Source organism: Nonomuraea sp. NPDC049709 (assembly GCF_040674815.1).
In the GTDB taxonomy this organism is placed as follows: domain Bacteria; phylum Actinomycetota; class Actinomycetes; order Streptosporangiales; family Streptosporangiaceae; genus Nonomuraea.
The window spans coordinates 153,810-178,029 of sequence record NZ_JBFANM010000020.1; the positions used below are offsets into that span (position 1 = coordinate 153,810).

The 24,220-nt window shown below is 71.5% G+C and carries 18 protein-coding genes and 1 pseudogene; 11 read left to right on the forward strand and 8 right to left on the reverse strand.

The genetic code is table 11. The features are described from left to right. Positions 1–31: 31 nt before the first annotated feature. A complete protein-coding gene (locus tag AB0J69_RS21995) occupies positions 32–3,751 on the reverse strand; it encodes a S8 family serine peptidase (RefSeq protein WP_364119950.1) in 3,720 nt (1,239 codons plus the stop codon). 234 nt (positions 3,752–3,985) lie between these two features. Between AB0J69_RS21995 and AB0J69_RS22000 the strand changes: the two genes are divergently transcribed. Beyond that, complete coding sequence (locus AB0J69_RS22000; protein ID WP_364119953.1) at positions 3,986–6,991, forward strand: AAA family ATPase; 3,006 nt, start codon at positions 3,986–3,988, stop codon at positions 6,989–6,991. A gap of 11 nt (positions 6,992–7,002) precedes the next feature. On the opposite strand, the gene AB0J69_RS22005 is transcribed toward AB0J69_RS22000, so the two are convergent. After that, positions 7,003–7,659 carry a response regulator transcription factor gene (locus AB0J69_RS22005; RefSeq protein ID WP_364119955.1) on the reverse strand — a complete coding sequence of 219 codons (657 nt, stop codon included), beginning with the start codon at positions 7,657–7,659 and terminating at the stop codon, positions 7,003–7,005. Then, positions 7,656–8,777 carry a histidine kinase gene (locus tag AB0J69_RS22010; RefSeq protein ID WP_364119958.1) on the reverse strand — a complete coding sequence of 374 codons (1,122 nt, stop codon included), beginning with the start codon at positions 8,775–8,777 and terminating at the stop codon, positions 7,656–7,658. Before AB0J69_RS22010 ends, AB0J69_RS22005 begins: the two co-directional genes overlap by 4 nt. A 99-nt stretch (positions 8,778–8,876) precedes the next feature. On the opposite strand from AB0J69_RS22010, the gene AB0J69_RS22015 reads away from it, so the two are divergent. The 4 genes and pseudogenes from AB0J69_RS22015 (at position 8,877) to AB0J69_RS22030 (ending at position 12,285) form a co-directional block, all read left to right on the forward strand. Further along, entirely contained in the window at positions 8,877–9,185 is a 309-nt protein-coding gene (locus AB0J69_RS22015; RefSeq protein WP_364119961.1) for a hypothetical protein, read from the forward strand. A gap of 104 nt (positions 9,186–9,289) precedes the next feature. Beyond that, positions 9,290–11,308: pseudogene (locus tag AB0J69_RS22020) on the forward strand (GxGYxYP domain-containing protein). 37 nt (positions 11,309–11,345) lie between these two features. Continuing rightward, the gene (locus AB0J69_RS22025) at positions 11,346–11,609 is read left to right on the forward strand and encodes a hypothetical protein (RefSeq protein ID WP_364119964.1); all 264 of its coding nucleotides are present in this window, start codon (positions 11,346–11,348) and stop codon (positions 11,607–11,609) included. A gap of 130 nt (positions 11,610–11,739) precedes the next feature. Then, a complete protein-coding gene (locus tag AB0J69_RS22030) occupies positions 11,740–12,285 on the forward strand; it encodes a hypothetical protein (RefSeq protein ID WP_364119967.1) in 546 nt (181 codons plus the stop codon). On the opposite strand, the gene AB0J69_RS22035 is transcribed toward AB0J69_RS22030, so the two are convergent. Further along, positions 12,270–12,617: a hypothetical protein gene (locus tag AB0J69_RS22035; protein ID WP_364119970.1), complete on the reverse strand. Its 348-nt coding sequence runs from the start codon at positions 12,615–12,617 to the stop codon at positions 12,270–12,272. The two genes, AB0J69_RS22030 and AB0J69_RS22035, sit on opposite strands and share 16 nt — an antisense overlap. Before the next feature lie 28 nt (positions 12,618–12,645). Between AB0J69_RS22035 and AB0J69_RS22040 the strand changes: the two genes are divergently transcribed. Both AB0J69_RS22040 and AB0J69_RS22045 read left to right on the forward strand, forming a co-directional pair. Then, on the forward strand, positions 12,646–13,806 hold the full coding sequence (locus tag AB0J69_RS22040) for a DUF2332 domain-containing protein (protein ID WP_364119973.1): 1,161 nt from the start codon (positions 12,646–12,648) through the stop codon (positions 13,804–13,806). A gap of 52 nt (positions 13,807–13,858) precedes the next feature. Further along, positions 13,859–14,485 (forward strand): LysE family translocator, encoded by a 627-nt coding sequence (locus AB0J69_RS22045; protein ID WP_364119976.1) that lies wholly within the window; start codon positions 13,859–13,861, stop codon positions 14,483–14,485. Positions 14,486–14,529: 44 nt separating this feature from the next. On the opposite strand, the gene AB0J69_RS22050 is transcribed toward AB0J69_RS22045, so the two are convergent. Beyond that, the gene (locus AB0J69_RS22050) at positions 14,530–15,075 is read right to left on the reverse strand and encodes a winged helix-turn-helix domain-containing protein (protein ID WP_364119979.1); all 546 of its coding nucleotides are present in this window, start codon (positions 15,073–15,075) and stop codon (positions 14,530–14,532) included. Positions 15,076–15,264: 189 nt separating this feature from the next. Between AB0J69_RS22050 and AB0J69_RS22055 the strand changes: the two genes are divergently transcribed. Continuing rightward, on the forward strand, positions 15,265–15,669 hold the full coding sequence (locus tag AB0J69_RS22055) for a hypothetical protein (protein WP_364119982.1): 405 nt from the start codon (positions 15,265–15,267) through the stop codon (positions 15,667–15,669). A gap of 620 nt (positions 15,670–16,289) precedes the next feature. On the opposite strand, the gene AB0J69_RS22060 is transcribed toward AB0J69_RS22055, so the two are convergent. Next, positions 16,290–16,706: a GNAT family N-acetyltransferase gene (locus AB0J69_RS22060; RefSeq protein WP_364119984.1), complete on the reverse strand. Its 417-nt coding sequence runs from the start codon at positions 16,704–16,706 to the stop codon at positions 16,290–16,292. A gap of 200 nt (positions 16,707–16,906) precedes the next feature. Here AB0J69_RS22060 and AB0J69_RS22065 point away from each other — a divergent pair, with 200 nt between their 5' ends. Next, complete coding sequence (locus AB0J69_RS22065) at positions 16,907–17,596, forward strand: hypothetical protein (RefSeq protein WP_364119987.1); 690 nt, start codon at positions 16,907–16,909, stop codon at positions 17,594–17,596. 465 nt (positions 17,597–18,061) lie between these two features. Here AB0J69_RS22065 and AB0J69_RS22070 read toward each other — a convergent pair whose 3' ends face one another. Continuing rightward, positions 18,062–18,772, reverse strand: coding sequence for a hypothetical protein (locus AB0J69_RS22070; RefSeq protein WP_364119990.1), 711 nt, complete (start codon positions 18,770–18,772; stop codon positions 18,062–18,064). Between the two features lie 1,029 nt (positions 18,773–19,801). Continuing rightward, positions 19,802–20,932 (reverse strand): helix-turn-helix domain-containing protein, encoded by a 1,131-nt coding sequence (locus tag AB0J69_RS22075; protein WP_364119993.1) that lies wholly within the window; start codon positions 20,930–20,932, stop codon positions 19,802–19,804. A gap of 185 nt (positions 20,933–21,117) precedes the next feature. On the opposite strand from AB0J69_RS22075, the gene AB0J69_RS22080 reads away from it, so the two are divergent. Together AB0J69_RS22080 and AB0J69_RS22085 are read left to right on the forward strand one after the other, a co-directional pair. Beyond that, positions 21,118–23,154 (forward strand): SufS family cysteine desulfurase, encoded by a 2,037-nt coding sequence (locus AB0J69_RS22080; RefSeq protein ID WP_364119996.1) that lies wholly within the window; start codon positions 21,118–21,120, stop codon positions 23,152–23,154. A gap of 289 nt (positions 23,155–23,443) precedes the next feature. Further along, entirely contained in the window at positions 23,444–23,710 is a 267-nt protein-coding gene (locus AB0J69_RS22085; RefSeq protein ID WP_364119999.1) for a hypothetical protein, read from the forward strand. Positions 23,711–24,220 lie beyond the last annotated feature (510 nt).

The following is a 24,220-nucleotide window of genomic DNA, read 5'->3' on the forward strand; positions in this document are numbered from 1 at the left end:
GACCGGGGGCGCCACCTTCGTCAACGGACGGTCAGGGCTGCTTCCACGGCTCGAAGTAGGCCACCGTGGCGAAGTCGACCTCCAGCGCGTCGGGCGGGGCGCCGCCGGTCGCGCTGGATCCGGTCACGAAGATCCGGACCCCGGCCTCGCCGCTCGTGTCGAGGGCGAGCGCGTGGGCGTTGTCGCCGGCTCCGACCGCGCCGTCGTAGCGGCCGGTCCAGATCGGCTCGCCGGTCGCGGCGTCGTACGCGATGGTCACGTAGTCCGTGCCCTTCGCCGCGTCGTCCGCGCTCTGCCCGGCGATGACCACCTTGCCGCCGTCCGGCGTCACCCTGACGCTCCAGGCGTAGTCCTCGCCCTTGGCCTGCCCGTCATGGCGCTGCACCCAGGACCGCTGCCCGGTGGCCGGGTCGTAGGCGATCGTGGTGAAGTCCGACCCCGTGCCCTCGCCCTCGGTGTTGCCGGTGACGTAGAGCTTGCCGCCGCCGGGCGCGAGCGTCATGTCGTGCGGGACGTCGCTCTTGTGCGCCGGGCCGTCGTAGCGGTCGGCCCACGTCTCCTTCCCCGTGGTGGTGTCGTACGCGATGGTCATCAGGTCGCTCTGCGTGTCCGGCGTGTTGCTGTTGCCGCTGAGGAAGACCGTCTTCCCGTCGCCGGCGACCGCCATCGCCGAGGGGATGTCGATCCCGTTCTCCGGCCCGTTGTGCCGGGCCGTCCACAGCTGGGTGCCGGTGGCGGCGTCGTAGGCGACCGTGCCCCAGTCGGACAGGCCGGTGCCGGGCTCGCCCTGGCTCTGGCCGCTGACGAAGAGCCTGGTCCCGTCCGGGGTCACCTCGATCACCCGGGCGTCGTCGGTGCCCGAACCGGGACCGTCGTAGTGGGCCAGCCACTTCTGCTTCCCGTCGGCGGTGTCGTAGGCGACCGTGAAGTAGGACTCGTCGCCCGCCTCGGCCCGCGTGGTCATGCCGGTGACGTACGCCGTCTTGCCGTCCGGCGAGAGAGCCAGCGCGTTGCCGAACTCCGTGCCCGCGCCGGGGCCGGTGTGGCGGGCCGCCCAGAGCTGCTCGCCCGTGGCGGTGTCGTAGACGAGCGTGACAGCGTCGTTGCCGGTCTCCTTGCCGGCGCTGATGCCGACCACGAAGACCTTGCTCCCGTCGGGGCTCACCTCCAGGGCGTGCGGCTCGTCGAAGTCGCCCGCCGGGCCGGCGTAGGTCTTGCTCCACAGCTCGGCGCCGGTGGCCGCGTCGTAGGCGACGGTGGCGATGCTCGGGGTGAGCAGGCCGGGGCTGGACCCGTAGCTCGCGCCGGTCACGTAGACGCGCTTGCCGCCGGGGTCGGTGACGATGAACTCGGCGGAGTCGTTCCCGCCCGCGACGCCGTACGTGGCCGCCCACTTCTCGGGCACCGGCCGCACGAGGACGGGGACGCGTACGGCGTGCCGGCGCTCCTTCCAGGTGAGCTGCCCGCCCACGTACGCGTTCATCGGGGCCGTGGTCCGGGTGAACGTCACCGTGAACGACTTGGTCTGCCCCGCCTTCAGGGTGAGCCGGCTCGGGGAGACCTTGGCGGTGACCCCGTCCAGGCCGGTGACGGAGGCGGTGTACGTCGCGGTCGAGCGGCCGACGTTGGTCACCTTGCGGGTCACGGTCTGCGTGCCCGGCAGCCTGCCGATCGCGATCGACGGCACGTTCAGGTCACTCGCGTCGAACGAGTAGCCCCTTCCGGACAGGTCGTCGCAGGCCTTGGGCTCGACGGCCTTGGTCGTGCCGCAGAGGAAGGCCAGCCAGTCCTTGATGCCGCTGTCGTAGACGAGGCCGGGGTCGGCGGCGCCGTTCGGGGTGACGTGGCCGGCGCCCTGGCCGAAGATCACCGTCGGGTCGGTGGACGGGCCGTCCTTGACGTCGGAGCCGGTGGTCATCAGCGCGGACTTGATCGCCATCGGCGACCAGCGCGGGTTCAGGTCCTTCAGCAGCGCGGCGAGCCCGGCGACGTGCGGGGCGGCCATGGAGGTGCCGCTGGAGACGTTGAACTCCAGCCCGTTCGCGCCCGGGGGCGCGTAGGCGGCCAGGATGTCCTGGCCGGGGGCGGTCAGGTCGGGCTTGAGCAGGTCGCCGCCGCCGGCGCTGAGCGGGCCCCGGGAGGAGAAGGCGGCGACGTACGGAGCGGGGGCGTCGCTGGTGATCTTCGCCTGCTCGACCGTCGCCGTCGCGCCGTCCGTGGCGGCGTAGTCCTTGACCGCCTGCCGGTCCTTGTCGGACAGGTGCACGGTGGGGATGGTGTGCAGGTCGGAGTTGAGCGAGTTGTCGTCGGTGTTGGTGAGGATCACGCCCGCACCGCCCGCCTCGGCGACCGCGACGCTCTTGTTGACCCGGGGCGTCACGCCACGGTCGCAGATCACGATCTTGCCCTTGACCTTGGCCGGGTCGAGCACCGCTGCCCCGCCGTTGTCCCTGGCGGCCCAGCACTGCGCCACGCGCGTGGCGTCGGCGCCGGGCAGCCCCGCCGCCGCGGCGTCGATGAGGGGCGCCGGGCCCGCCTTCGTGGCGGCCAGCGAGGCGCCGGTGTACGCGGCCCCGTTGCCGAGCGTCACCGAGCCCTGCGTGCCGCGGTTGTGCGTGCCGGCCGCGACCGTGGTCACCCAGGGGGACGGGTGCGCCACGGTGCTCGCGGCCGGGCCGCTGTTGCCGCCCGCGGCGGCGACGAAGACGCCCGCCTCAGCGGCGGCCAGGAAGGCCGCCTCGGCCGGGTCGAGGAAGTCGGTGCTGGTGCCCGAGACCGAGTAGTTGATCACGTCCACGCCGTCGGCCACCGCCTGGTCGATGGCGGCGACCAGGTCGGAGTAGTAGCCGTTGGCCGTGGCGGCGTCCTGGGTGGACCACAGCGCCTTGTACGCGGCGACCCTGGCCCGCGGCGCGATGCCGCTGATCTTGCCGAACGCCGCGGCCGGGCCGGTCACGGCCACGTCATGGTTGCCGGCCGCCGTGGAGGCGGTGTGCGTGCCGTGCCCGTTGTAGTCGCGCGGCGAGGCGAACTCCCACGGGAGCTGCTCCTTGAGCGCCGCGTCGCCGCCCCAGCCGGCGTCGAAGTGCCTGGCCGCGACGATCTTGCCGTTGCACAGCGCCGCGTCCCAGGACTCGTCCGGGCTGCCGGTCGTGCAGGTGCCGTTGAACCCGCGCACCGGCTCATACGCCTTGCCGCTCGCGTCCGGGTTGGCGAAGCTCTGGCTGTTCGCCCAGATGCCGCTGTCGATCACGCCGATGACCAGGCCGTCGCCGGCGCCCTTGCCCTTCCTGCCGCCGGTGGGGCCGCCGAGCTGGTCCCACAGGCCGCCGCGGGCGTCGAGGCCCAGGAACGACGGCGTCGAGGAGGTCGCCACCGAGACCTTCCGGTCCTCGGTCACGGTCAGGACGTCGGGTAACGCCCGCAGCTGCGCCGCCTGGGAGGCGGTCATGCGGGCGGCGAAACCGCCGTAGGAGTAGACGTACTCGTAGAGCTTCCTGCCGCCGACCTTCTTCAGCGCGGCGTCGTGCCGGCCCTTCAGGTGGTCGACGTACTCGGTCACCTCGGCGGAGCGAGGCTCGATCTTCTCGCCCTCGGCGGGCTTGGTCTTGGACAGGCCGGCCACGTCGCCCTCGTACGTCGCGACGGGGTCGGCGGCCATCCGCACGATATAGGTCTTCTGCTCCTCCGAGCCGGCCATCGCGGGGGCCGAACCGGGCCAGGCGAGCCCGGCCATCGTCAGCGCGGTCACTGCCGCGGTCGTCGCCAATCGTCTGGGAAATCCAGGGGATGTGGACAGATGCATCGTCGCCCCTTCATGCGTCACCGCGCGTCACGCGGACGATCGCCGACGCTATTGAGGGGCGGGTGGCCGAGGCATCCGTACCGTATACGGATTTTTGGGCGGCACTTAACGGGAGTTGAAGATCCGGTAGCCTGTTTGCGCTGGTATATCGCCATTAGCGCAGGTAGGGGGGTTGGCCGCATGCCCCTGGGACCGGCCCCCTCGGGCTCGCTGTCCGACGTGCTCATCGGCCGCCGGTCCGAGCTGGCGCTCCTGCGCTCGGTCATCGCCTCCCCGCCCTCGCTCGCCCTGGTCGAGGGCGAGGCGGGCATCGGCAAGAGCCGCCTGGTCGCCGAGCTGTTCGCGGCGCCCGACCTGGCCGGGACGCGCCGGCTCGTGGGGCAGTGCGAGCAGCTCCAGGAGCCCCTGCCGCTGTCACCCCTGCTCGACGCCTTCCGCCTGGCCGGGGACGAGCTGGCCCGCTCCCGGCCGCCCAACCCCGTGGTGGGGGCGCTGGCGCCGCTGCTGCCGGAGATCGCCGAGCACCTTCCCCCGCCGCTGCCCCCGCTGCCCGACCAGCGGGCGGAGCGGCACCGGGTGTTCCGGGCGGCGGTCGCCCTGCTGGAGCACCTGAGCCCGCTGGTGCTCGTGCTGGAGGACGTGCACTGGGCCGACGGCGGCACCCACGACTTCCTCGCCTTCCTCGCCGCCCACCTGCCGCGCGACGTGACGGTGATCCTCACCGTACGCACCGAGGCCGGCCTGCTCCCCATCCGCGAGGCGTTCGCCCGGTCCCCCTCGGGCCCCGCGCGCACGGTCAGCCTGACCCCGCTGAACCTGCCGGAGGTGGAGGCGCTCGCGGGGAGCATCCTCAAGGCCGGGCTCCCCCGCACGTTCACCGAGCCCCTGTACGAGAAGACCGGCGGCATCCCCTTCGTCGTGGAGGAGGTGCTCCGCACGCTGCTGGAGCGGCTGCCCGCGAACGAGATCCCCGCCCGCCCCGACGTGCTGGCCGGTCTGGCCGTGCCGACCGTGCTGCGGGACGTGGTGCTGCAGCGCCTGTCCACGCTCGACGAGGCGGCGCAGGAGATCCTCGGGGCCGCGGCCGTCATCGGCATGACCCCCGACGACCGGGTCCTGGCCGAGGTCAGCGACCGCAGCCTGCCCGAGGTGGCCAGGGCGCTGGCCCAGGCGCAGGCGGTGGGGCTGCTGCACGAGGAGGACGGCCGCTGCCGGTTCCGGCACGCGCTGGCGCGGCAGATCGTGTACGAGTCCGTGGCCGTGTCCGGGCGGCGCTGGCTGCACCTCAGGACCGCCCGGGCCCTGGAGTCCGGCGCCGGGCCCCGGCCGGTCGCCCGGCTGGCTCACCACTTCCGGCATGCGGGGCGGACCGCGGACTTCGTGGGCAACGCCGAGGCCGCCGCCGACACGGCCCTCTCCCACGGCAACGACGCCACCGCGGCCCGGTTCCTGCTCCAGGCGCTGGAGATCGGCGAGCCGCCCGGCGCGGCCGCCGCCGGGTCCGGGCCGACCGGCTCGGTGCCCGGGCAGGCCGGTGAGCTGTCCAGCGAGGTACGCGTGCGGCTGGCCATCAAGCTCGGCCGGGTGGCGGTGGACGGGCTGGCGCACGCGGAGGCCGTACCGATACTCGAGCGCCTGCTGGCCACCGAGCCGCTGCCCGCCCACCTGCGCGGCGAGCTGCGCTTCGCGCTCGGCCGCCTGCTGCGCCAGCACGGCCAGGCGCGCGCCGGCTACCTCCAGATCGAGAGCGCCGTCGACGACCTCGGCGACCGGCCCGACCTCCTGGGCCGCGCGCTGGCCGTGCTGGCCGCACCCGAGACCGTCGTGGACCGGCACGTCGGCGAGCACGCCGCGCGCTGCGACCAGGCGGACGCGGCCGCCCGCCGCAGCGGCGACCCCGACGTCGCCATCTCCGTACGCATCGCGCGCGCCTCCCTCCTGCTGGAGCAGGGCGACCCGGCGAGCTGGCGGCTCATCGACGACCTGCTGGCCGACGACCGGCTGCGCGCCACGCCCAGGGAGCACGCCCGCGCCTGCCTCAACTGGGCCCAGGGCGCCCTGCACATCGGCCGGCTCGACCGCGCCGCGGCCCTGCTGGCGGAGGGCCGCCGCGTGGCCGGCCAGGCCGAGTACCTGCGGGTGACGGAGGTCGTCGCCCTGGTGACGGCCGCCGTGGACCACGCGGCCGGGCGGTGGGACGGGATCGAGGCCCGCCTGCGGAGCCTGGGCGGGGCGGCGGCCACGTTCGCCGCCGCGTCCCTGGACTCGCGCCTGCTGCTCGGGGCCCTGCTGGCCGCCACCGGCCCGGCCGACCAGGCCACGGAGTGCCTGCGCGAGGTGATCGCGATCGCGGAGCGGGTGGGGGCGGTGTGGCCGCTCATCCCGGCGCGGATGACGCTCTCGCGGGTGCTGCTGACCCTGGACGACGCCGCGGGCGCCGCCGAACAGGCCACCGCCGCCCTCGCCCTGGCCCGCGCCAAGGGGAACTGGGTATGGGGCGCCGAGACCGTCCTGTGCCTGGTGGACGCCCTGGCCGCTCTGGGTTCCCTGGGCGCTCCGGGTTCCCTGGACGCGGCGGGTGGCGGCGGGGCGGTGCGAGGGCTGGGCGCGGGGGCGGCGGCGGGGCTGGTGGAGGAGTTGCGGGCCGGGATCGAGGGGGCCGACGCACCGATCGCGCGGGCCGCCCTGCTGACCGCCCAGGCCGTCCTGGCGCGCGCGGCGGAGCCCGAACGCGCCGACCGGCTGCTCGACCAGGCCCGTGCGGTGCTCCGAGCGGCCGGACTGCGTTACGAGGAGGCCCTGACCTGCGAGCGCCTGGGCCGGTGGCGCTGCGAGCGCGACACACCCGATGACGGGGTGGACGGGGGCGGGGTGCTGCTGGAGGCGGCATTGCGGGCATACGGGGCGATGGGGGCGGATCGGGACATCGCTCGGGTCTCCCGGGTCATGCGGCAGAACGGCGTGCCCATCCCGTACCCCTGGCGGGGCGGCCGCCCGTCCCACGGGCAGACGCTGTCGTCGCGGGAGCGCGAGGTGGCGCTGCTGGCGGCGGCGGGGAAGACGAACCAGGAGATCGCGGACGCGCTGTTCCTGTCCAGGCGCACGGTGGAGAGCCACGTCGCGAACGTGCTGCGCAAGCTCGGCCTGCCGTCCCGCAAGGAACTGCGGACGTACCCGGGAGGCTAGCCCCCGGGGCGTCAACCCACCAGGCGCCGCTCCCAGGCCCAGGCGGTGACCTCGACCCGGTTCCGCATGCCGAGCTTGGCCTGGACGGCGGACACGTGCCCCTTGACGGTGCTCAGCGAGATGCACAGCTCGGCCGCGATCTCCTGGTTGGTGGACCCCCGGGCGACGGCTCGGACGACCTCCTTCTCGCGTTCCGACAGCGGCTGGACGGCCCCGCGGGCGGGCCCGTGGGCGGGCTCGTCCCTCGTGAGGTGGCTCAGCAGGCGCAGGGTGATCTGCGGCGAGATCAGCGCGTCGCCGGCGTGCGCGGCCCGTACCGCCTCGACGAGCAGGTCGGGGCCGGCGTCCTTCAGCACGAAGCCGGCCGCGCCGCCGCGGATCGCGCCGTGGACGTACTCGTCGAGGTCGAAGGTGGTGACCACGATCACCCGGAGGGGGTCGCGGACGCCCGGGCCGGCCAGGGCCGCGGTGACCTCGATGCCGTCGAGTCCGGGCATCTGGACGTCCACCAGGCACACGTCGGGGCGCAGCCGGCGGGCCAGGGCGACCGCCTCGGCACCGTCCGCGGCCTCGGCGACCACGCGGATGTCGGGCTGGTCCTCGAGGATGAGGCGCAGGCAGTCGCGGATCATCGGCTGGTCGTCGGCCAGCAGGACCGTGATGCTCACGACCGTCCCCCGGGTCCGGGCGGAAGGGGTAGCGTGGCGAGGACGGACCAGCCGCCCCCGGGACGCGGGCCCGCCGCCAGCGTGCCGCCGAGGGCCTCGACCCGCTCGCGCATGCCCACCAGGCCGTACCCGCCGCCTCGGTGCGGGCGGGCCGGCGGCGGCGGGGCGTCGTCCGCCACCTCGACCGCCAGCGCGCCGCCGCGCTGCGCGACGCTGACGGTCACCGAGCCGGCGTGCGGGGCGTGCCGCGAGACGTTGGTCAGGGACTCCTGGACGACCCGGTAGACGGTCCCGGCCACCTGGGACGGCCACACCGGCTCCCCGTCGGGCAGCCGCAGGGACACCGGGGGCCCGTGGAAGCGGCCGACCAGCTCCCCGAGCCGCTCGGCCGGCCCGAAGGCGGCGGATGCGCCGCCGCCGGGTTCGCGCAGCAGGCCGACGACGCGCCGGGTCGCGGCCAGCGCGTCCGAGCCGGCCAGCTCGATGTCCGCGAGCGAGCCCGCCACCCTCTCGGGGGCCTTGCGGGCGACCAGCCGGGCGGCCTGGGCCTGGAGCACGACGCAGGTGACGTGGTGCGCGACGACGTCGTGCAGCTCCCGGGCCAGCTCCAGGCGTTCGTTGCGGCGTACGCGCTCGGCGGCGTCCCTGCGGCGATCCTCGAGCACCCGCTGCCACACCCCCGTCACGAGAGCGGCGAGCCAGGCCACGCCGGCCAGCACGGTCGCGGAGGCGTGGGTGCTCATGGCGAGCGGGCTGCCCAGGACGACCGCGAGCCCGCCGGCCGCGACGCCGGCGGCCTGCGGCACCGGCAGCACCCTGGCGGCCGAGCCGATCAGCACGGAGAGCCCGAAGGTCATGCCGGGCCCGGGCTCGGCGGGCAGTCCGGCGAACCGGGCGACCAGGATGGCGACCCCCGCGACCGCCAGGCCGGCGATCGCCGTCCACAGCCGGTGGCGGCGGCGTACGAGGGCGAGCAGGCACACCACCGCGCCCGCCGCGCAGTCGAACAGCCAGTAGCCGCCGCCCCAGCTGTCCCCGATCTGGTAGGCCCAGAAGGCGAGCACGACCGCGAACGCGACGCCGAGCCCGGCGTCCGCCCACCGCTCCAGCTCCCGCACAATGCACAGGTTAGGAGCCGGGGCTCAGCCGGCGTACCGGCCGAAAGTACGGTTCCGCCTCCCGTTCGCGGCCGAGGCGGGTTCCCTAGGCTGGGCACCATGGCACATGAGCAACGGGAAGTCCGCGTCGAGGTCCAGATGATCATGTCGATCGCCGACGTCGAGGCGCTGACGAACGCGGCCGTCGAGCTGATCGAGAGGGAGGGCGTCTGGCACGTCGGCCCCGACGCGACGCCCGCGCAGAAGCAGGAGGAGATCGACCGGATCAAGGCGGACCCGGCCCACGCGGTGAGCAACCTGGTCGCGTTCATGAGCCTCGACGACCAGGTCGCCAGGGCGGTCCCGGGCCTGCGGCCCGACCGGGCGAGCGTGGCGGCCAGGGTCGGCGACGCCGGCGAGTTCGACTGAGTCACCGGCGCTTTCACACCATGGACAACATTCCGTCACGTTGTTACGTTCGCTGATGACAACGCTGTCAGTCCTGGTCTCCCCATGAGGAGCAGTGAACGCCGATGGTGTCTCGACGTAGTTTCCTCCGGGCGAACGGCGTGGTCCTCGCGGCCGGCGGGCTCGGGCTCACCCTGCCCGCCTCCCCCTCCGCCGCAGCCGCGACCCGCGCCGCCGTCCCCCTCCTGCCCGGCTTCGGCCGCCCCACCCGCCTGGACTTCGCCGACATCAGCACCCTGCACGGAAACGACCAGCTACTCCTGACCACCCTCCAGGGAGTCGTCAACCGCCGCCGCCCGCGCCTCTACTTCAACTACAGCGCTGAGGACCACGACGTCCGCTGGTTATCGAGCACCGGCGCCGCCGTCACCCGCCACGACCGCCCCCTCGACCTGATCGCCCGCCACCGCGGCGAGGTCCGGGGCGCGATCCTGCACGACCCGGCCGTCCCAGACTCGGTGAACGTCGCCACCACCCTGGCCGGGCTGGAGAACGCCGTCGCCGCCACCGCCGAGCAGGCCGCCGAGCACGGCCTCAGGGTCATCACCGACCTCCGCGGCCGCTTCGACCCGGACGACGTGCTCGCCACGTACCGCTGGCAGCTCGACACCCTGTTCCCCCGCTGCACCCACGCCCTGCTCGGCGGCCTGCCGCCCACCAGGACGGTGCGGGTGGAGGGCGTCCAGTGGCGCGAGGTCGCCAGGGAGACCGAGCGGGTGCGGGACTCCTCCAACCGGGAGGTGCGCACGTTCGACCTCAGCCCGGAGCTGTCCGGGCAGGACGGCGTCTACCTGCGCTTCCAGGACTCCCTGGGTGACGACGGCTGGGGCGCCTCGGTCGGCTCGGTCGTGGTCAGGGCCGACGGCACGCAGATCGCCTCCTTCACCCCCGGTACGGACGCCGAGACCCCGTACCTCTTCGACGGCCTCAACTCCGCCATCGGCGGCGACTCCAACCGCTTCGCCGACGGCGCCAACTACTTCGTCTACCGCTTCACCGCCCCCGCCGACACCCGGCAGCTCCTCGTCGAGGTGGACCTGTGGAACCAGTTCCTGGTCACCGCCACCACCACCGCCCCCACCCGGGTCGAGCCCTTCCCCTACTTCCGCGACTACACGGTGGCGACGCGCGCCATGGTCTTCTGGCTGCCGCCCAGCGGCCCCACGGGCGAGCTGCTGGACGAGATCTTCGGCAAGGTGGCGCCGACCACACCGTACGCGGGCTGGTTCGCCAACGACGTGGCCGGCGAGTGGGGCGGCGTGGACCGGGCCTCGCAACACGCCGTCGAGGTCGTGCCCGCCGACTACTACATGAACGCCACCGTGCACGCGGGCGTCGCCGCCAAGGTCTCCGACCGCGTACGCCCGAGACCGCCGGCAACCCTGCGCAACCGGGTCTACCTCACGCTCACCGTCGGCGAGGGCGACAACATCCAGTACTGCCAGCGCCGGATGCGGCAGATCTGGGACGACCCCGCGCGCGGGCGCGTGCCCGTCAACTGGACGGTCAGCCCGCTGCTGGCCGAGATCGGGCCCGCGCTGCTGGCGTACTACCAGCGCACCGCCACCGGCAACGACCTGCTGATCGCCGGCCCCTCCGGCGCGGGCTACACCTACCCCGGCTCCTGGCCGGCGGCGGACCTGGACGCCTACACCGAGCTCACCGGACGTTTCCTGCGCCGTACGGGGATGGACCTGGTCTACGCCTACAACCATCGCAACCCCGAGGGCGACGGCTGGGTGGCCTTCGACGAGCGGATCGTGGCCTCGTACCGGAAGAACACCCCGCTGCGCGGCATCATCCAGTCGTAGGAGACCGGCGACCTGCAGCTCCGCCCGGCCGGCCTGCCCGTCATCGGGAACTTCTCGCCGCAGGGCAAGGCGCAGGAGTACCGGGACACGCTGGTGCAGCGCATCGAGGGGTGGGACGGCGGGCGGCCGCTGTTCATCGCCGGCGCGGTCAACGCCTGGAACTGGACGCCGGGCGACATCGCCGAGCTCGGTGACCTGCTCTCCGACCCGTTCGAGATCGTCCGCGGCGACGTCTTCTTCCACCTGCTGAACGATCATCTCGACGACGGCTGATCTTCCGGACCCGCCCTCCCGGACGTACACTGCGGGCATGAGCCGCTGGAGCGCCGCGTTGCTGTGCGCCTTGGCCGCGGCGACCCTGGCCGGATGCGCCGAAGACGACGAGATCTACGTCTCCAACTTCAGCGACTCCCACGGCCGGGCCTGCACGTTCGTCTACACCGCCCGGGAGGGCGAGGGCTGGAACGACAGCCGGGACGTGGACGTCAGCCAGCTCGACTGCGAATACCCGCCGGCGGGCCGCAACCCCGGCCCGCCCGTCACCAGCCATCTCGACGCCCGGCCGGCCAAGTGACAACAAGTAGGGGTCACCGGTCGCGTTCTGACTTCACGGCATGACCGGACAGGCACCAGACTGTTGCCGCGGCCATCGCCCTGTTCTTCGTCGAAACGCGAACCGTGGCTCTTCGGCGGAGCGCCCCGCGATGGCCGTCACCATGTCCTCGGGCCGTGCGCGCCGCCGGCCGGCCCTCGCGCTCGTCCTGGCCGCAGCGGCCCTCGCCGCCCTGCCCGGCTGCTCACCCGACCCGCCTGCGAACTTCGCCGCGAAGTGCACGCTCACCCTGAACCGCGCCTATCTCTGGAACGGAAACGTGGACGCCCTCCTCGACCGCTTCGACAGCTGCCCCGCCGAGGTCGCCGACGTCAGGGGCTACTGGAAGGAGTTCGGCGGCAAGCCGCGCTCCCGGGACGACTCGCGCCCCTATGACCCCGGTGACCTCCCGGAGCTCGCCTGCGACGGCGTGACGATGGCGTTCGCGAGCTCCCGCGGCGAGGGTGGCCTGGACATCATGCCCGGCTCGCAGGTATGGGATCCGGACGGGGGAATGTACGACCCGTACCGCTGGGCGCCGGAGGGCGAGCCGTGGCTGGAAGCCGGGAAACGTACGCGCGGGGAGGGGCGGTTCATGATCGCCATGACGGTGTCCGAGGACTACTGGAAGCTCGAAGAGGCCTATTTCCACAGGTAGTCGTGGCGCGGCGCGGCCGGGCCGACGACGACCTCCCCGTCGCGCACCTGCCATTCGCTCTGCCCGTCCCCCTCGTGGAAGGCGAGGAACAGCCCGCAGACCCGATCACCGTCGTCGTCGGCGGCGGGCAGGGCGGCGATCCGGCGCACCAGGTCGAGCAGGTCGTCGAGGGCGCTCGCGCGCACGGCCCTGGCGTAGCAGGCGGCCTCCAGCCAGCCGCCGTCGGGGAACGTCCAGCCGGCCGGGTCGCCGCCGTCCCGGATGACGCGCTCCGCCTGTGACCGCTGCCCGTAGAACTCCAGCCAGCCCCGTACGTACACCCATGCGCCCATGACCACATGATGACGATCGGAGACCATCGTGGCGGACACCGCAGAGCAGTACCGGCGATTCGCGGCCGGGGAGGCGCGCGGCGCGTCACCGCTCTACGAAGAGCTCGCCCTCGGCGTGGCGGGCGACCGTGACCTGCTCGACCTGCTGTCCGCCCTCCCGCCCGCCAAGCGCCAGCCCAACCTGCTCTTTGCCGCCACCCGGTACGTCAGCGGCACCCCGTCCGGCTACGACGACTTCCGGCTCGCCGTCCTCGCCAACCGCGACACGATCGTCGCGACGATGCTCTCCCGCCGTACGCAGACCAACGAACCGGCCAGGTGCGCCGCGCTGTACCCCCTGCTCGCCTCGCTCCCGCAGCCGCTGGCGCTGATCGAGGTCGGCGCCTCGGCCGGCCTCTGCCTCCTCCCCGACCGCTACTCCTACACCTACACCGGCCCGCCCGACCGCTCCCACCCCGGCCCACCCGACCACCACTTGCAAACCGACCCGCACGACCACCGCTTGCACACTGATCCGCACGACCACCACCTGCACACCGACCCGCACGGCCACTCCCAAGGCGACCGGCACGGCTACTCCCACACCGACCGGCACGGCCACTCCTGCATTGACCCGCACGGCGACGGCCCGGTCGGGGCCGCGGACAGCCCGCTGCGACTGCACTGCCAGGTCAAGGGCACCCCGCCCGCCCGGTTCGCCGAGCCCGGCCCGATCACGGTCGCCTGGCGGGCCGGCCTGGACCTCAACCCCCTGGACGTCACCAACCCGGACGACGTCCAGTGGCTGCGCACGCTGGTCTGGCCCGGACAACGCGACCGCCTGCGCCGCCTGAACACGGCCATCGCCCTGGCCCAGTCCGACCCACCGCGCATCGTGCGGGGGGACCTGACCACCGCTCTCGCCGGCCTGGCCGCCCAGGCCCCTCCGTCCGCCACGCTCGTCGTCTTCCACACGGCGGTCCTCTATTACGTGCCGGAGGCGGACCGGGCCACGTTCGTGGAGCAGGTCGAACACCTCGACGGCCACTGGATCTCCCAGGAGGGGCCGGACGTCTTCCCGGACATCACCGCCCGCCTCCACCAGCCACCCCCGGCCGACACGGTCTCGTACGTGCTGGCACTCGACCACGAACCGGTCGCCTTCACTGCGATGCACGGGGGCTGGATGGACTGGTCGGCCCGCAGGTGATCGCGGAACGGCAGGCCGTACCCCCAGCCGGACACCATGTGACAATTGGCACATGCCGCTCGACCCCCACCTGCTCGCCCTGTTCACCGTCACCACCGTCATCGCCATGGTCACGCCGGGGCCGGACATGCTGTTCGTGCTGGGTTGCGGGATGCGCGGCGGCCCTCGGGCCGGCCTGCTGGCCACCGCGGGCGTGGCCACCAGCGAGGTGGTTCATGTCGCGGTGGCCGCAGCGGGACTCGCGGCCCTCTTCGAGGCGGCGCCCATCGCTTTCACGGTGGTACGGATCGTCGGCGCCGCCTACCTGATCTACCTCGGCGTCCAGGCCATTCGCCACCGCAACGACCAGCCGGAGATCGAGATGGGCGGGGGCATGTCGGGCCGTCGCGCGTACCTCAGCGGATTGATGACCAATCTGCTGAACCCGAAGATGGTGACGTTCACGATCGCTTTCCTGCCCCAGTTCATCAATCCGGCTCTGGGTCAGGTTTGGGTGCAGTTCGCCGTCCTCGGCGCCATTCTGATCGCGCTGGAGTTCGTGGTGGACGGCACGGTCGGGGTGCTCGCCGGCCGAATCGGAAAGTGGCTGCGCCACCGGCGGGCGGTCCGCCGTCGCATCGATGTGGCGACGGGAAGCATCTTCGTCGGCCTCGGCGTGAAGCTGGCGGTCGAGCGCTGATCATCCGGGGCGCGGAACAGCCGAATGAGACGTTCATGACCGAGTCATAGGGCGCCCGCATGACGACAGGTCTCCGGCTGGTGCCCGTCACCCCGTCCGACACCGAACCGGCCATCGCCGTGAAAGTCCGCCCCGACCAGGAGCGTTTCGTCTCGCCGGTGGTGACTTGAACCACCGCGGAACCGACTTCCGGTCCGGCCTGTGGCGCCGCGGAACATCCGGTCGGCGGCGGCCAGCTCCCCTTGCCGCCTGACGGCGCGCGCGGCGCGGAACAGGTGCGAGAACTCGTGCGCGTCGACGTGATCCCGCGGCAGGTCCAGGCGGTGGCCACCGGGCGTGGTCACCAGGAAGTCGTCGCCGACGTACGGCGTGAGGTGCTCACGGATCTTCGACACCACGATGTGCAGCTGCTCGGGCGCCGTCGCCGTCGGACCGTCTCCCCAGACGTCCTCCAGCAGCTGCCTGGCGGTGACCACCTGCCCCGCGCTCAGCGCCAGCCTGGCCAGGAGGCTCACGCGCCGGCTGCCGGTCAGCGGCAGAGCCTCACTTCCCGCGGTGGGCTCCCACGGCCCCAGCACCTTGACCCGCATACGCGTCGCGTAGCCCTCACTCCGTTCGCGGTCGCCCCGCCATTCCGGACGAGACCGGAGTCCTACGACCGTCGCGCGTCCGCTGTTCCGCACTCCGCTGTCAGCGGTCGTGTCAGGTCGAGGACGGCCCGGTATCAGAACGCTCCGCGATCGTAGAGGCCATACCACCCGGTTCTGAAGGAGCACACCATGACCATCACCCTCACCGACCAGGACAAGCTCACCCTCCGCACCGCCGCCTGGGGCGCCGTCTCCCTCATGTCCGCCGCGGGCGCCGCCGGCTCGGCCCACAAGGTCGCCACCCACGGATCCATCGCCCTGACCTCCGCCACCGGCACCGTCGGACACGTGGTGGCCAAGGCACCCAAGGGCATCAAGTACGGCAAGACCGTCGCCTCACTGGCCGACGTCGTCCTCCCCGCCCTCACCGACGGCATGAGCCTGCTCAAGCAGAAGGATGCGGCCGAGGCCGACAACTTCCGCGCCACCGTCCTGGTCGCCATCGACGCCTCCGCCCAGGCCCAGAAGGGCGCGCCCGGTCCCGCCCTGGTCGAGATGGCCCGCAAGATCACCCAGGCCCTCGACGCCGCATGACGGCGGCGTACCCGTGGAGTGATTCCCACCTGATGTCGTGGGCTGCCGGCCACAAGGCCGGCCGCCCACGCGACCTGGTGCTCTTCGGCGGTGAACGAGCGGCCCCGAGCGGCCTGGTATGCGGCCAGGACCTTGGCCCGCTGCCGCTGGATCTGCTCGGCCGGACCGGAAGCGGGCGGCCGGGCGGTTCGCGCCGGCCGGCGTGGATCCGGGCGGAACAACGTCACGAGCGGCTACCGCACGTGTCGTAGACGGGCTGCCCGGCTACACCGGTAACCGGAAGAGTCCGCCACCGGTCGACGACGGAGGGGACGCGGCGGAGGAGTTTCGCCAACTGACGAGCCCCTTCAGCAGGACTTCGAGGATGCCGTCCATCCAGCTCCTGGTGCCCAAGAGCCGGCCGGGACGAGGGGACGTTCGTCATGGACTTCCTGACCGGCGAGCGCACACCGTGACCGATGCGGTGGACGGCATGGGCCTCATCACCGTCCTCGCGGTGCTCGCCAGCTCATCGCGCTGATCTTCACGGTGAACGCCTGGAACCGCATGAACGTGACCACGCGAAGGACCCCGGGAACCGAGTGGCCCCGGCTCGCGGTCCTCGCCAGCGGAGACCTGGTTCACGCGGGCGACGGGTGGCGCACCATGAATACGTCCACCTCGTCCTCGGTCTCGACCGCGAACCCGTACCGCTCGTACAGCCGGCGGGCCGGACTGCCCTGCAGCACATTCAGCCGAACCACGGCGTCCTCGCGGTCGCACCGCTCCAGCAACCCGCTCAGCACGGCGGAGCCGATGCCCCTCCCGTGCAGATCCGGATCCAGGTAGAAGTGCTCCAGCCAGTACGTACGTTCCATCGGCCGCAGCGCCACGCACCCGGCCGACGTGCCGTCCACCTCGATCATCCAGGTGTGCTCCGGTACGAACCCGTCCCGCAGCCGCTGCCGCACCCGGTGCTCGTCGTATCGCCCGAGCCGCTCGAGATCCGGCCTCAGCACCACGGCCCGCAACTCGGCCACCGCCTCAACATCCGTCACCAAAGCCGGACGAAGCCCCCAATCCGCCATGATCGTGATGTTATCCCTCCTGGTTACCGTCCACCCCGGGAGCTGGGCTCATCCGCCGACGCAGCGGTCGCCACTGCCTTCGGCGGGGGTTTCCCTGGAACGGCACGCCCCGGGGCGAAACGGAGCTCGGCTTGTGCGGACGTCTCACAGGGGGTATCAACCATCGCACGATGCGCGATCACTCTTCCCGCGAAGCGGCGACACCGGTGCCGGAGCCCGTCGCATACGTACGCGACCAGTTCCTCGATTTCCGTCCTGCATGGTTTCTGTGCGGCGGCTGGGCCGCCGACGCTTGGCTCGGCCGGGAGACGCGCGATCATTGCGATGTCGACATCGCCGTCTTCCACCCCGACCAGCACGCCATCTACGAGCACTTCCCCGGCTGGGCGCTGGTGGGCCACGACTCCAACGTCGCGGACGACACCACCGAGCAATGGAACGGCCGCCGCCTCGACCTGCCTGCCCACATCCATGTCCCCGAGCTCGGAAGCCCCCTGTCCACCTCGGCAGCCTTGAGGCACACGGCCTTCGAGTTCGAGTTCCTGCTCAACGAGCGCTCCGACCACGACTGGATCCTCAACAGGGAACAGAACATCGCCGTTCCGCTGGAACGTTACGTCAGGCTGTCCTCGTGGGGCCTGCCGACGGCCGCCCCGGAGGTCGTTCTCGTCTTCAAAGGCGGGGGCCACCTCGCCGCCGCCGAGGCGGCAGCCGCGAACGACGTACTCCGGCCGCACGATGAGCAGGACCTCTTCGCCCTCGTCCCGACCCTCACCGCAACGCAACGCTCATGGCTCGGGGAGTCGCTCGGCAAGGTACGGCCCGAGCATGCATGGCTGCCCCACCTGGCCGGGGCCTGATGACTCGTCGGGCGGCGGCACGCGGTGCCCATCCCGGGCGTACTGCCAGGTGAGGTAGTCCGCTTGGGAATCGCTGGGACCTCGGATCAGGATATGGGGCTGAACGAGCAGATCGCTGAGGAGTATCTGACCCGCTGGCGCCGCATGGCCGTCTACTCGGAGCTCGCCGTCATCCAGCGCCGGTTGCTCCCTCGTACGCAACTCTCCCTCCTCAGCGCCCCACGGATCTCCGCCCCGTACGCCGATCATCCCCGACGCTCGTTCGGGGCTCGACCGATCGCGGCGTTTCGCCCTGCGTGACAGAACCTGGCGGCCTTATGGGCCTCGGCGATGAGCTCCACGGGCGCGGGGCTTGCGGCGATGGTCGCGTGAGCGATCACGCCAATGATCGGCAGGCCTGCTGTAGCCGACCAGCAGGGCGCCACTGGCTCGCAACCGGGGCAGGTCCTGCGGCCTCACTCCCCCTCACCAGCTCAGCACCTTCGAACGGCCGATGGGGCTCGGCAGCCGCGCACGCAGCACCTGCGTGCCCAGCGGAACCAGGGCGACGCAGAGCAGGCCGGCGACCAGCACGTCAGGAATGGAGGCGCCCTTCAGCACCCCCATCCAGGTGCCTCCTGCCAACAGCAGAATCACGGCGCGGGCGGTACCGAAGAGGCCTGAGCGCCAGGCGGCGACGGCCAGGAGAAACGAGCCCGCGTACTGGCCGACCGAAGCCCAGACCGGTACGCGCCACGGTCCGTACGAGATGTCGACATATTCCTCCATGATCGCGGTTGTCGCCTGGTCCAGCCCGATGACCTCGGTGAGCTGGAAGGCGGTCTGGTCGGCACCGGCGAAGTACAGGCGGGCGAAGAGCCCGGCGACCAGGAGCCCGGCACCCCAGAAGGCGAGGCCACCGCCCACGTGTTGGGCCAGGGTGATGAAGGCGGGGAAGAGCAGCATCGCCCCCAGTGCGAAGACCGCGTAGGAGAGGGTGAGCAGGGCGGGTTCTGAGGTGTAGGCGAGGAGCTGGCCGTAGGCGGCGAAGGGCTGCGCCTCGGCCCATGCGTACTGCTGAGGGGTGAGGGCGGTGACCGTGCTCAGGTAACGCAGCAGGAATCCGGCACACATGATCACCGGCCCCAGGACGAGCGTCCCGCCGCCGATCCACCGTCCGGGAAAGAGTGTGTTCACGGAAACGAGCCTGACGAAGGCGACCCAGGCGATTCATCCGTCGATCGTCAACGCGTATCCCTGTCGAAAGTAAGGTCAGCACACGCACCCCGGTACCGGGTTTTCTGTTCGGATTCCTAGATTGGGCACGTAACCGGCTGGAAGGCTGGGAAGCGGCCCAGAAACGATCAACGCCCAGGTCGGGCAGCAACCCCTGAGCCGGCTCCTCGTACCGAAAGCGGGTGACGGGCCCATGAGAGGGTCCGGACGTCTCAGCCTTCGAAGCGGTCTGCTCGGCTTGTCCCGGGTCGAGGGCGGGCGGGATGAACAGACTTCCGCCTCAGCCGCCTACGGCCCTGTCCCTCCACATGCTGATCATCCCGGAGCCGGAGCGTCCCCCGCCGGAGGCGTGCTTCGCCTTGCTCAGGGCTTGGACGTTACGCACTTCGCATGCGATCATCGCGGTCATGTCACCGGCCAGAAAGGGCCATGCCGCGTAGGCGCCCTTCCGAGGTCCGTACGCGAGGATCGGCGTGTAGGACCCACAGAGCTGTGATCCATCATGTTCCCGGGCTTGGCCGTCGTCCCTTGGCCGCGGTGATTGCCCTCGAACACAGTCGGATGTGGCCGGGCGCGGTGGCCGCCGCGCTGATGGCTTGGCAGGCGGCCCTGGCCGGGACCGCTGATCGCCTCTCCCGCAGGTGCGAGTGCGCTGAGTGCACAGGGGATGCGCCCCGCTGGCGACTTCAACAGGCACTCGTCGGCTTACCGCCGTGGGCGAGACCGCATCTGTACGCCCTGGTCCTGCCCGTCGACCGGTATTTCCTCCGTCGAACCCCACCAGCACCGCCTACGTCCCCCGACTCCAATTGGGCATGGTGGCAGCGCCGAACTGCCCAGCACCTCGGCCCGCTTCGTCCGCCGGCTGATCGCCGACATGACGATCAGCCCGTGACCTGATGTTTCCCGTGCGACGCGCGCACTGCAGCCCGAGCCCGCGCCAGAAACCGGACACGCATACCGTGTCGTCCGTGCCCCGACGTTGATGGATCAGGCGGTGATCCGGGTCATCTCCCGCAGTTCCGTCCGGGTCGACTCGCAGTCCATCGCCCGCAGCCGGGCCAGCACCGGTCCGGCGTCCGCGTTGAATCGCAGCTCCTCCGGGCAGCCTTCGACGATCCGCCACAGCAGCGCCATGGCCGCGCTCGAGTCGCCGTCCATCGCGTGCGCGGTGGCCAGGGCCAGCAGGTGCCGCGCCTGGCGGTCCTTGTCGGGGAGGCGGTCGGCGTCGACGCCCGCCGCGAGGCGGATCGCCTGCGCGTACCGGCCCATCCGGACCGCGACCGCCACCCGGTGCAGGTCCACCTCCAGCGCGAACTCCGGGCCCAGCCGGTCGCCGATCTTGCGGGCGTGGTTCAGCAGCTCCTCGGTTCGCAGCACGTCGCTCGCCTCGGCGGCGGCGAGCGCGGCCGTCAGGTAGCAGCGCCCGGTGACCTCCAGCGACTCGGGCCGGTTGTCGATCACCGCCAGGCACAGCCAGCGCGCGTCGGCGTACCGGCCGAGCGAGACGAGCACGCCCGCCACCTCGGCCTGGACGATCGCCGAGCCCTCCGAGGAGGCCACCGCGCGATCGGCGGCGACCAGGGCCAGCGCGTGCTGGCCGCAGCTTCGCAGCAGCGCCGCGAACAGCCGGTACACCTGGGTGAGGCCGGCTGTACCGGCTTCCCGGTCCACGCCGGTGGCGGCCCTGGCCGACAGGTCGGCCATCGACAGCAGCGGCGGCAGGCGGCGGCGCGTCTCGGTGTAGCGGTGGGGCGAGCGCTGCCAGACCTCCCACGCCGCCATCACGTGCTGCTGCACCCGCAGCACGTTCTCGGTCGCCTCGCCGGTGAACCGGCCGGGCAGCAGCAGCGCGTTCCCGACCTCGTCGGATTCGCCGTGGTCGCAGGCGGGCGGGAGTTTCGTCCGGCCGCCGACGAGCTCGGAGAGATCCTCGACGCGGAGCACTTCGGCGATCCGCATGATGGTCGACAGCCGATCCAGGGGTTTCACCCCGTTCTCGACCAGGCGGAGCCATTCCTCGCTGCAGCCGACCAGGTCGGCCAGAATTCTCCGGGTAAGGCCGCGCGAGCGGCGCCTGGCCATGATCCGCGTGCCGTCAACCAAGAAATCGCCGGCCATGCCGCCACATTAGGCGAGGAATTCGAGGTCCTCGGTGGCCGGAAATGACGGCAACTTCTGGTCACCCTGTCCCTCCTGAAATGTGGGTTACGCTGGGGGGTTCGCCATGACACAACTCCAGTTGGATCTAGCCGGTCGGGCTCCGCCGACACTGCCGCTACACCGTTCGGCAGGAGGAGACCACGATGGCGATCGACGTCGAGTCGATTCGAAAGGAATTCCCGTTCTTCGAAACCGCCCCTGACGATTCCCGCCCACCCGTGTACCTCGACAGCGCCGCCACCACGCAGAAACCCGCCGTTGTCCTGGACGCGTTGAACCACTACTACATCCGCGCCAATGCGAATGTGCACCGGGGCGTGTACCGGCTGGCCGTACAGGCGACCGAGCTGTACGAAGGGGCGCGTAGCAAGATCGCCACGTTCGTACGCGCACCACGCGCCGAGGAGATCGTGTTCACCAAGAACGCGACCGAGGCCGTCAACCTGCTGGCCAACTCGTTCATCTGGGCGGACGGACGGCTCCGCGTCGGTCCCGGCGACGAGATCGTCCTGACGGAGATGGAGCACCACTCCAACCTGATCCCCTGGCGGCTGCTGGCCGAGCGGGTTGGGGCGAAGGTCAGATATCTCGGCATCACCGACGACGGCCGCCTGGATCTCTCCGACCTGAGCGAGAAGATCAACGAGCGGACCAAGGTCGTCACGGTCGTGCACGCCTCGAACATCCTGGGCACGGTGAACCCGGTCGCAACGATCGCCGCCCGCGCGCACGAGGTCGGCGCCCTGATGGTCGTCGACGCGGCCCAGTCGGTCCCGCACCTCGGCATCGACGTCATCGCGCTGGGAGCCGACTTTGTCACGTTTTCCGGCCACAAGATGTGCGGCCCCACCGGAATCGGCGCCTTGTGGGGCAGGTACGAACTCCTGGAAGCGCTCCCGCCCTTCCTCGGCGGCGGCGAAATGATCGAGAACGTCGCGGTGGACGCCATGCACTACGCCCCGCCCCCGCTCAAGTTCGAGGCCGGCACACCCCCGATCGCGCAGGCCGTCGGCCTCGGCGCCGCCTGCGACTTCCTGAGCAAGATCGGCATGGACGCGATCGCCGCCCATGACCAGGCCCTGATCGAGTACGCCCTAGACCGGCTCGGCGACGTGCCCGGCATCCGCTTCATCGGCCCGACCGACACCGCGAACCGGCTGCCGCTGCTGTCGTTCGTGGTGGACGGCATCCCGCTGCAGCGCATGCGCGCGAGTCTGGACGAGGCGGGCATCGCCGTCCGGTCCGGCAACCATTGCGCGCAGCTCGCGTGCAGCCGGTTCGGCGTCCCCGCCGCGATCCGGGCCTCGTTCTACCTGTACAACTCCCCCGACGAGGTCGACATCCTCGCCGAGACCCTGGAAACGGCCACGAGGTCCCGGGCCGCCGTGACCGCGGACACCTCCTTCGATGTCAGCCAGGTACGGCCGTACAAGGACGTCCTGCTCCCGTCGATCTTCCAGCCGTGGGCGGAGTACATGGTCGAGGCGCTGGCGCCGGCCCCCGGCACCAAGGCGCTCGACGTCGGCACCGGCCCCGGCACCGTCGCCCGGGTGCTGGCCAAGGCGGTCGGCCCCACCGGCGCCGTTGTCGGCACCGACCTCAACCCCGCCATGCTCGCCCTCGCCGCCGAACTACCTGCCGTCGACGGCGCCTCCATCCAGTACACGGAATGCGGCGCTACCCTGCTGCACGTCTCCGACCAGGCGTTCGACCTGATCACCATGCAGCAGGTCCTGCAGTTCGTTCCCGATCGCGGCGCGGCGCTGGCCGAGATGCGGCGGGCCGCCCGACCCGACGCGCGGATCGCCATCGCCACCTGGCAGCCGCTGCACCGCAACCCGCTCTTCCGCGCCCTGCACGATGCCGTCGCCACCGTTCTCGGCCCCGACAAGGCGGATCTTTTCGAGGAGCCGTGGTCCCTGCCCGGGATCGAGGTCGCCACGCTGGCCAAGGAGGCCGGTTTCGTCGACATCGAACTCCGCGAATGGACGCTGCCGGCCACCGTTCCCGGCGGGCCTGACGCGATCTGCTGCCTATTCGACTTCTCCGCGGTCAGTCCGTACATCGGTTCGCGTCGCGCCGACCTCACAGCCGCCGTACGCGCGAATCTGGCGCACTGCACGGATGAGACCGGCCTCCACTCGGAGACCGCGGTGACCCTGGTGACCGCCCGAGCCTGACCGCCGCCCCCTCCCACGAAGGCCACTTTCCGCCGGGAGGTGGCCTTTTCGGCACCCTTCTTCCTGACCCCGGCCGTCCAATGACAACAACGGAACAGGCCAGCGAGCCGTCAGGACAAGGAATAGGAACGGACCATCGGATGCAGCAATATGCCCTGCTCCGGGGCGTGCTTGCTCCATTGATCCCGGGAAGCGTCTGACGGGTCTCGCTGGTGATCCTTCAGAGCAGTCCACCGAGGAGGTGGGGGTGGTGGGTGTTCAGGGCACGGCTGGCGGTCACATAACGGTCGTGAAACTCCTCGGCGAGAGCTTCGCGACGGTAACGCTGTCGGATGATGCGATCTGGATCTGCGGCGTGGTTGACGAGGTCCGTCAGGGAGCGGCGATCAATGTCGAACGCAGTCTTTGCCTGCTCTACGGCAGCGTCAAGATTGCCGCGCCGTGCGTGGACGATGCCAATGCCGGCGTCAATCTTGCGACGATCCGACGGGGGAAGAAAAGCCCGAGCGACCGCCGCAACCCGCTCGGCGCGGGCATCGGTCAGCTCACCGTGTAACCGGGCAACGCACGGGTCGAAGGCGAGCGAGGCGAGTGGGGTTTTTCGGGGGTCGAAGAGGCCGAAGTCCCCTGGGAGGCGCAGCCTGAAGCACCCCAACATGGAAGCCCATACAGTGAGGGCCGAGACGACGCTTGGAGCGGGTGACGGGAATCGAACCGCGCTGTCAGCTTGGGAACTGCATCGATCACGGCCTACGGGGGCGCTGAGCTGGGCGGAGAGCTGGTCCTGAGTGACCGTAGTTGACCCCTCGTCACCCCTCTTAATGGCCCGCTAATGGCCCGGCGATCAGCCCGCGACCTGGTGTTTCCCGCGCGATGCGCGCACCCCGCCCGCCTGATCATCCCGTCTGCCGTCGTCCCGCTCGAAGGGGAAGCTGACCGGTGCCATGGGGGACAAGGTGGAGCGCCCCACTGGGTTCTGGCCCACTTTCTGCGATTCGGTGACGGCACGTGATCGTCTTCTGTGATCATGACTGTGGTGTGCTCAGAATGATCTTGAGGTGCTGTT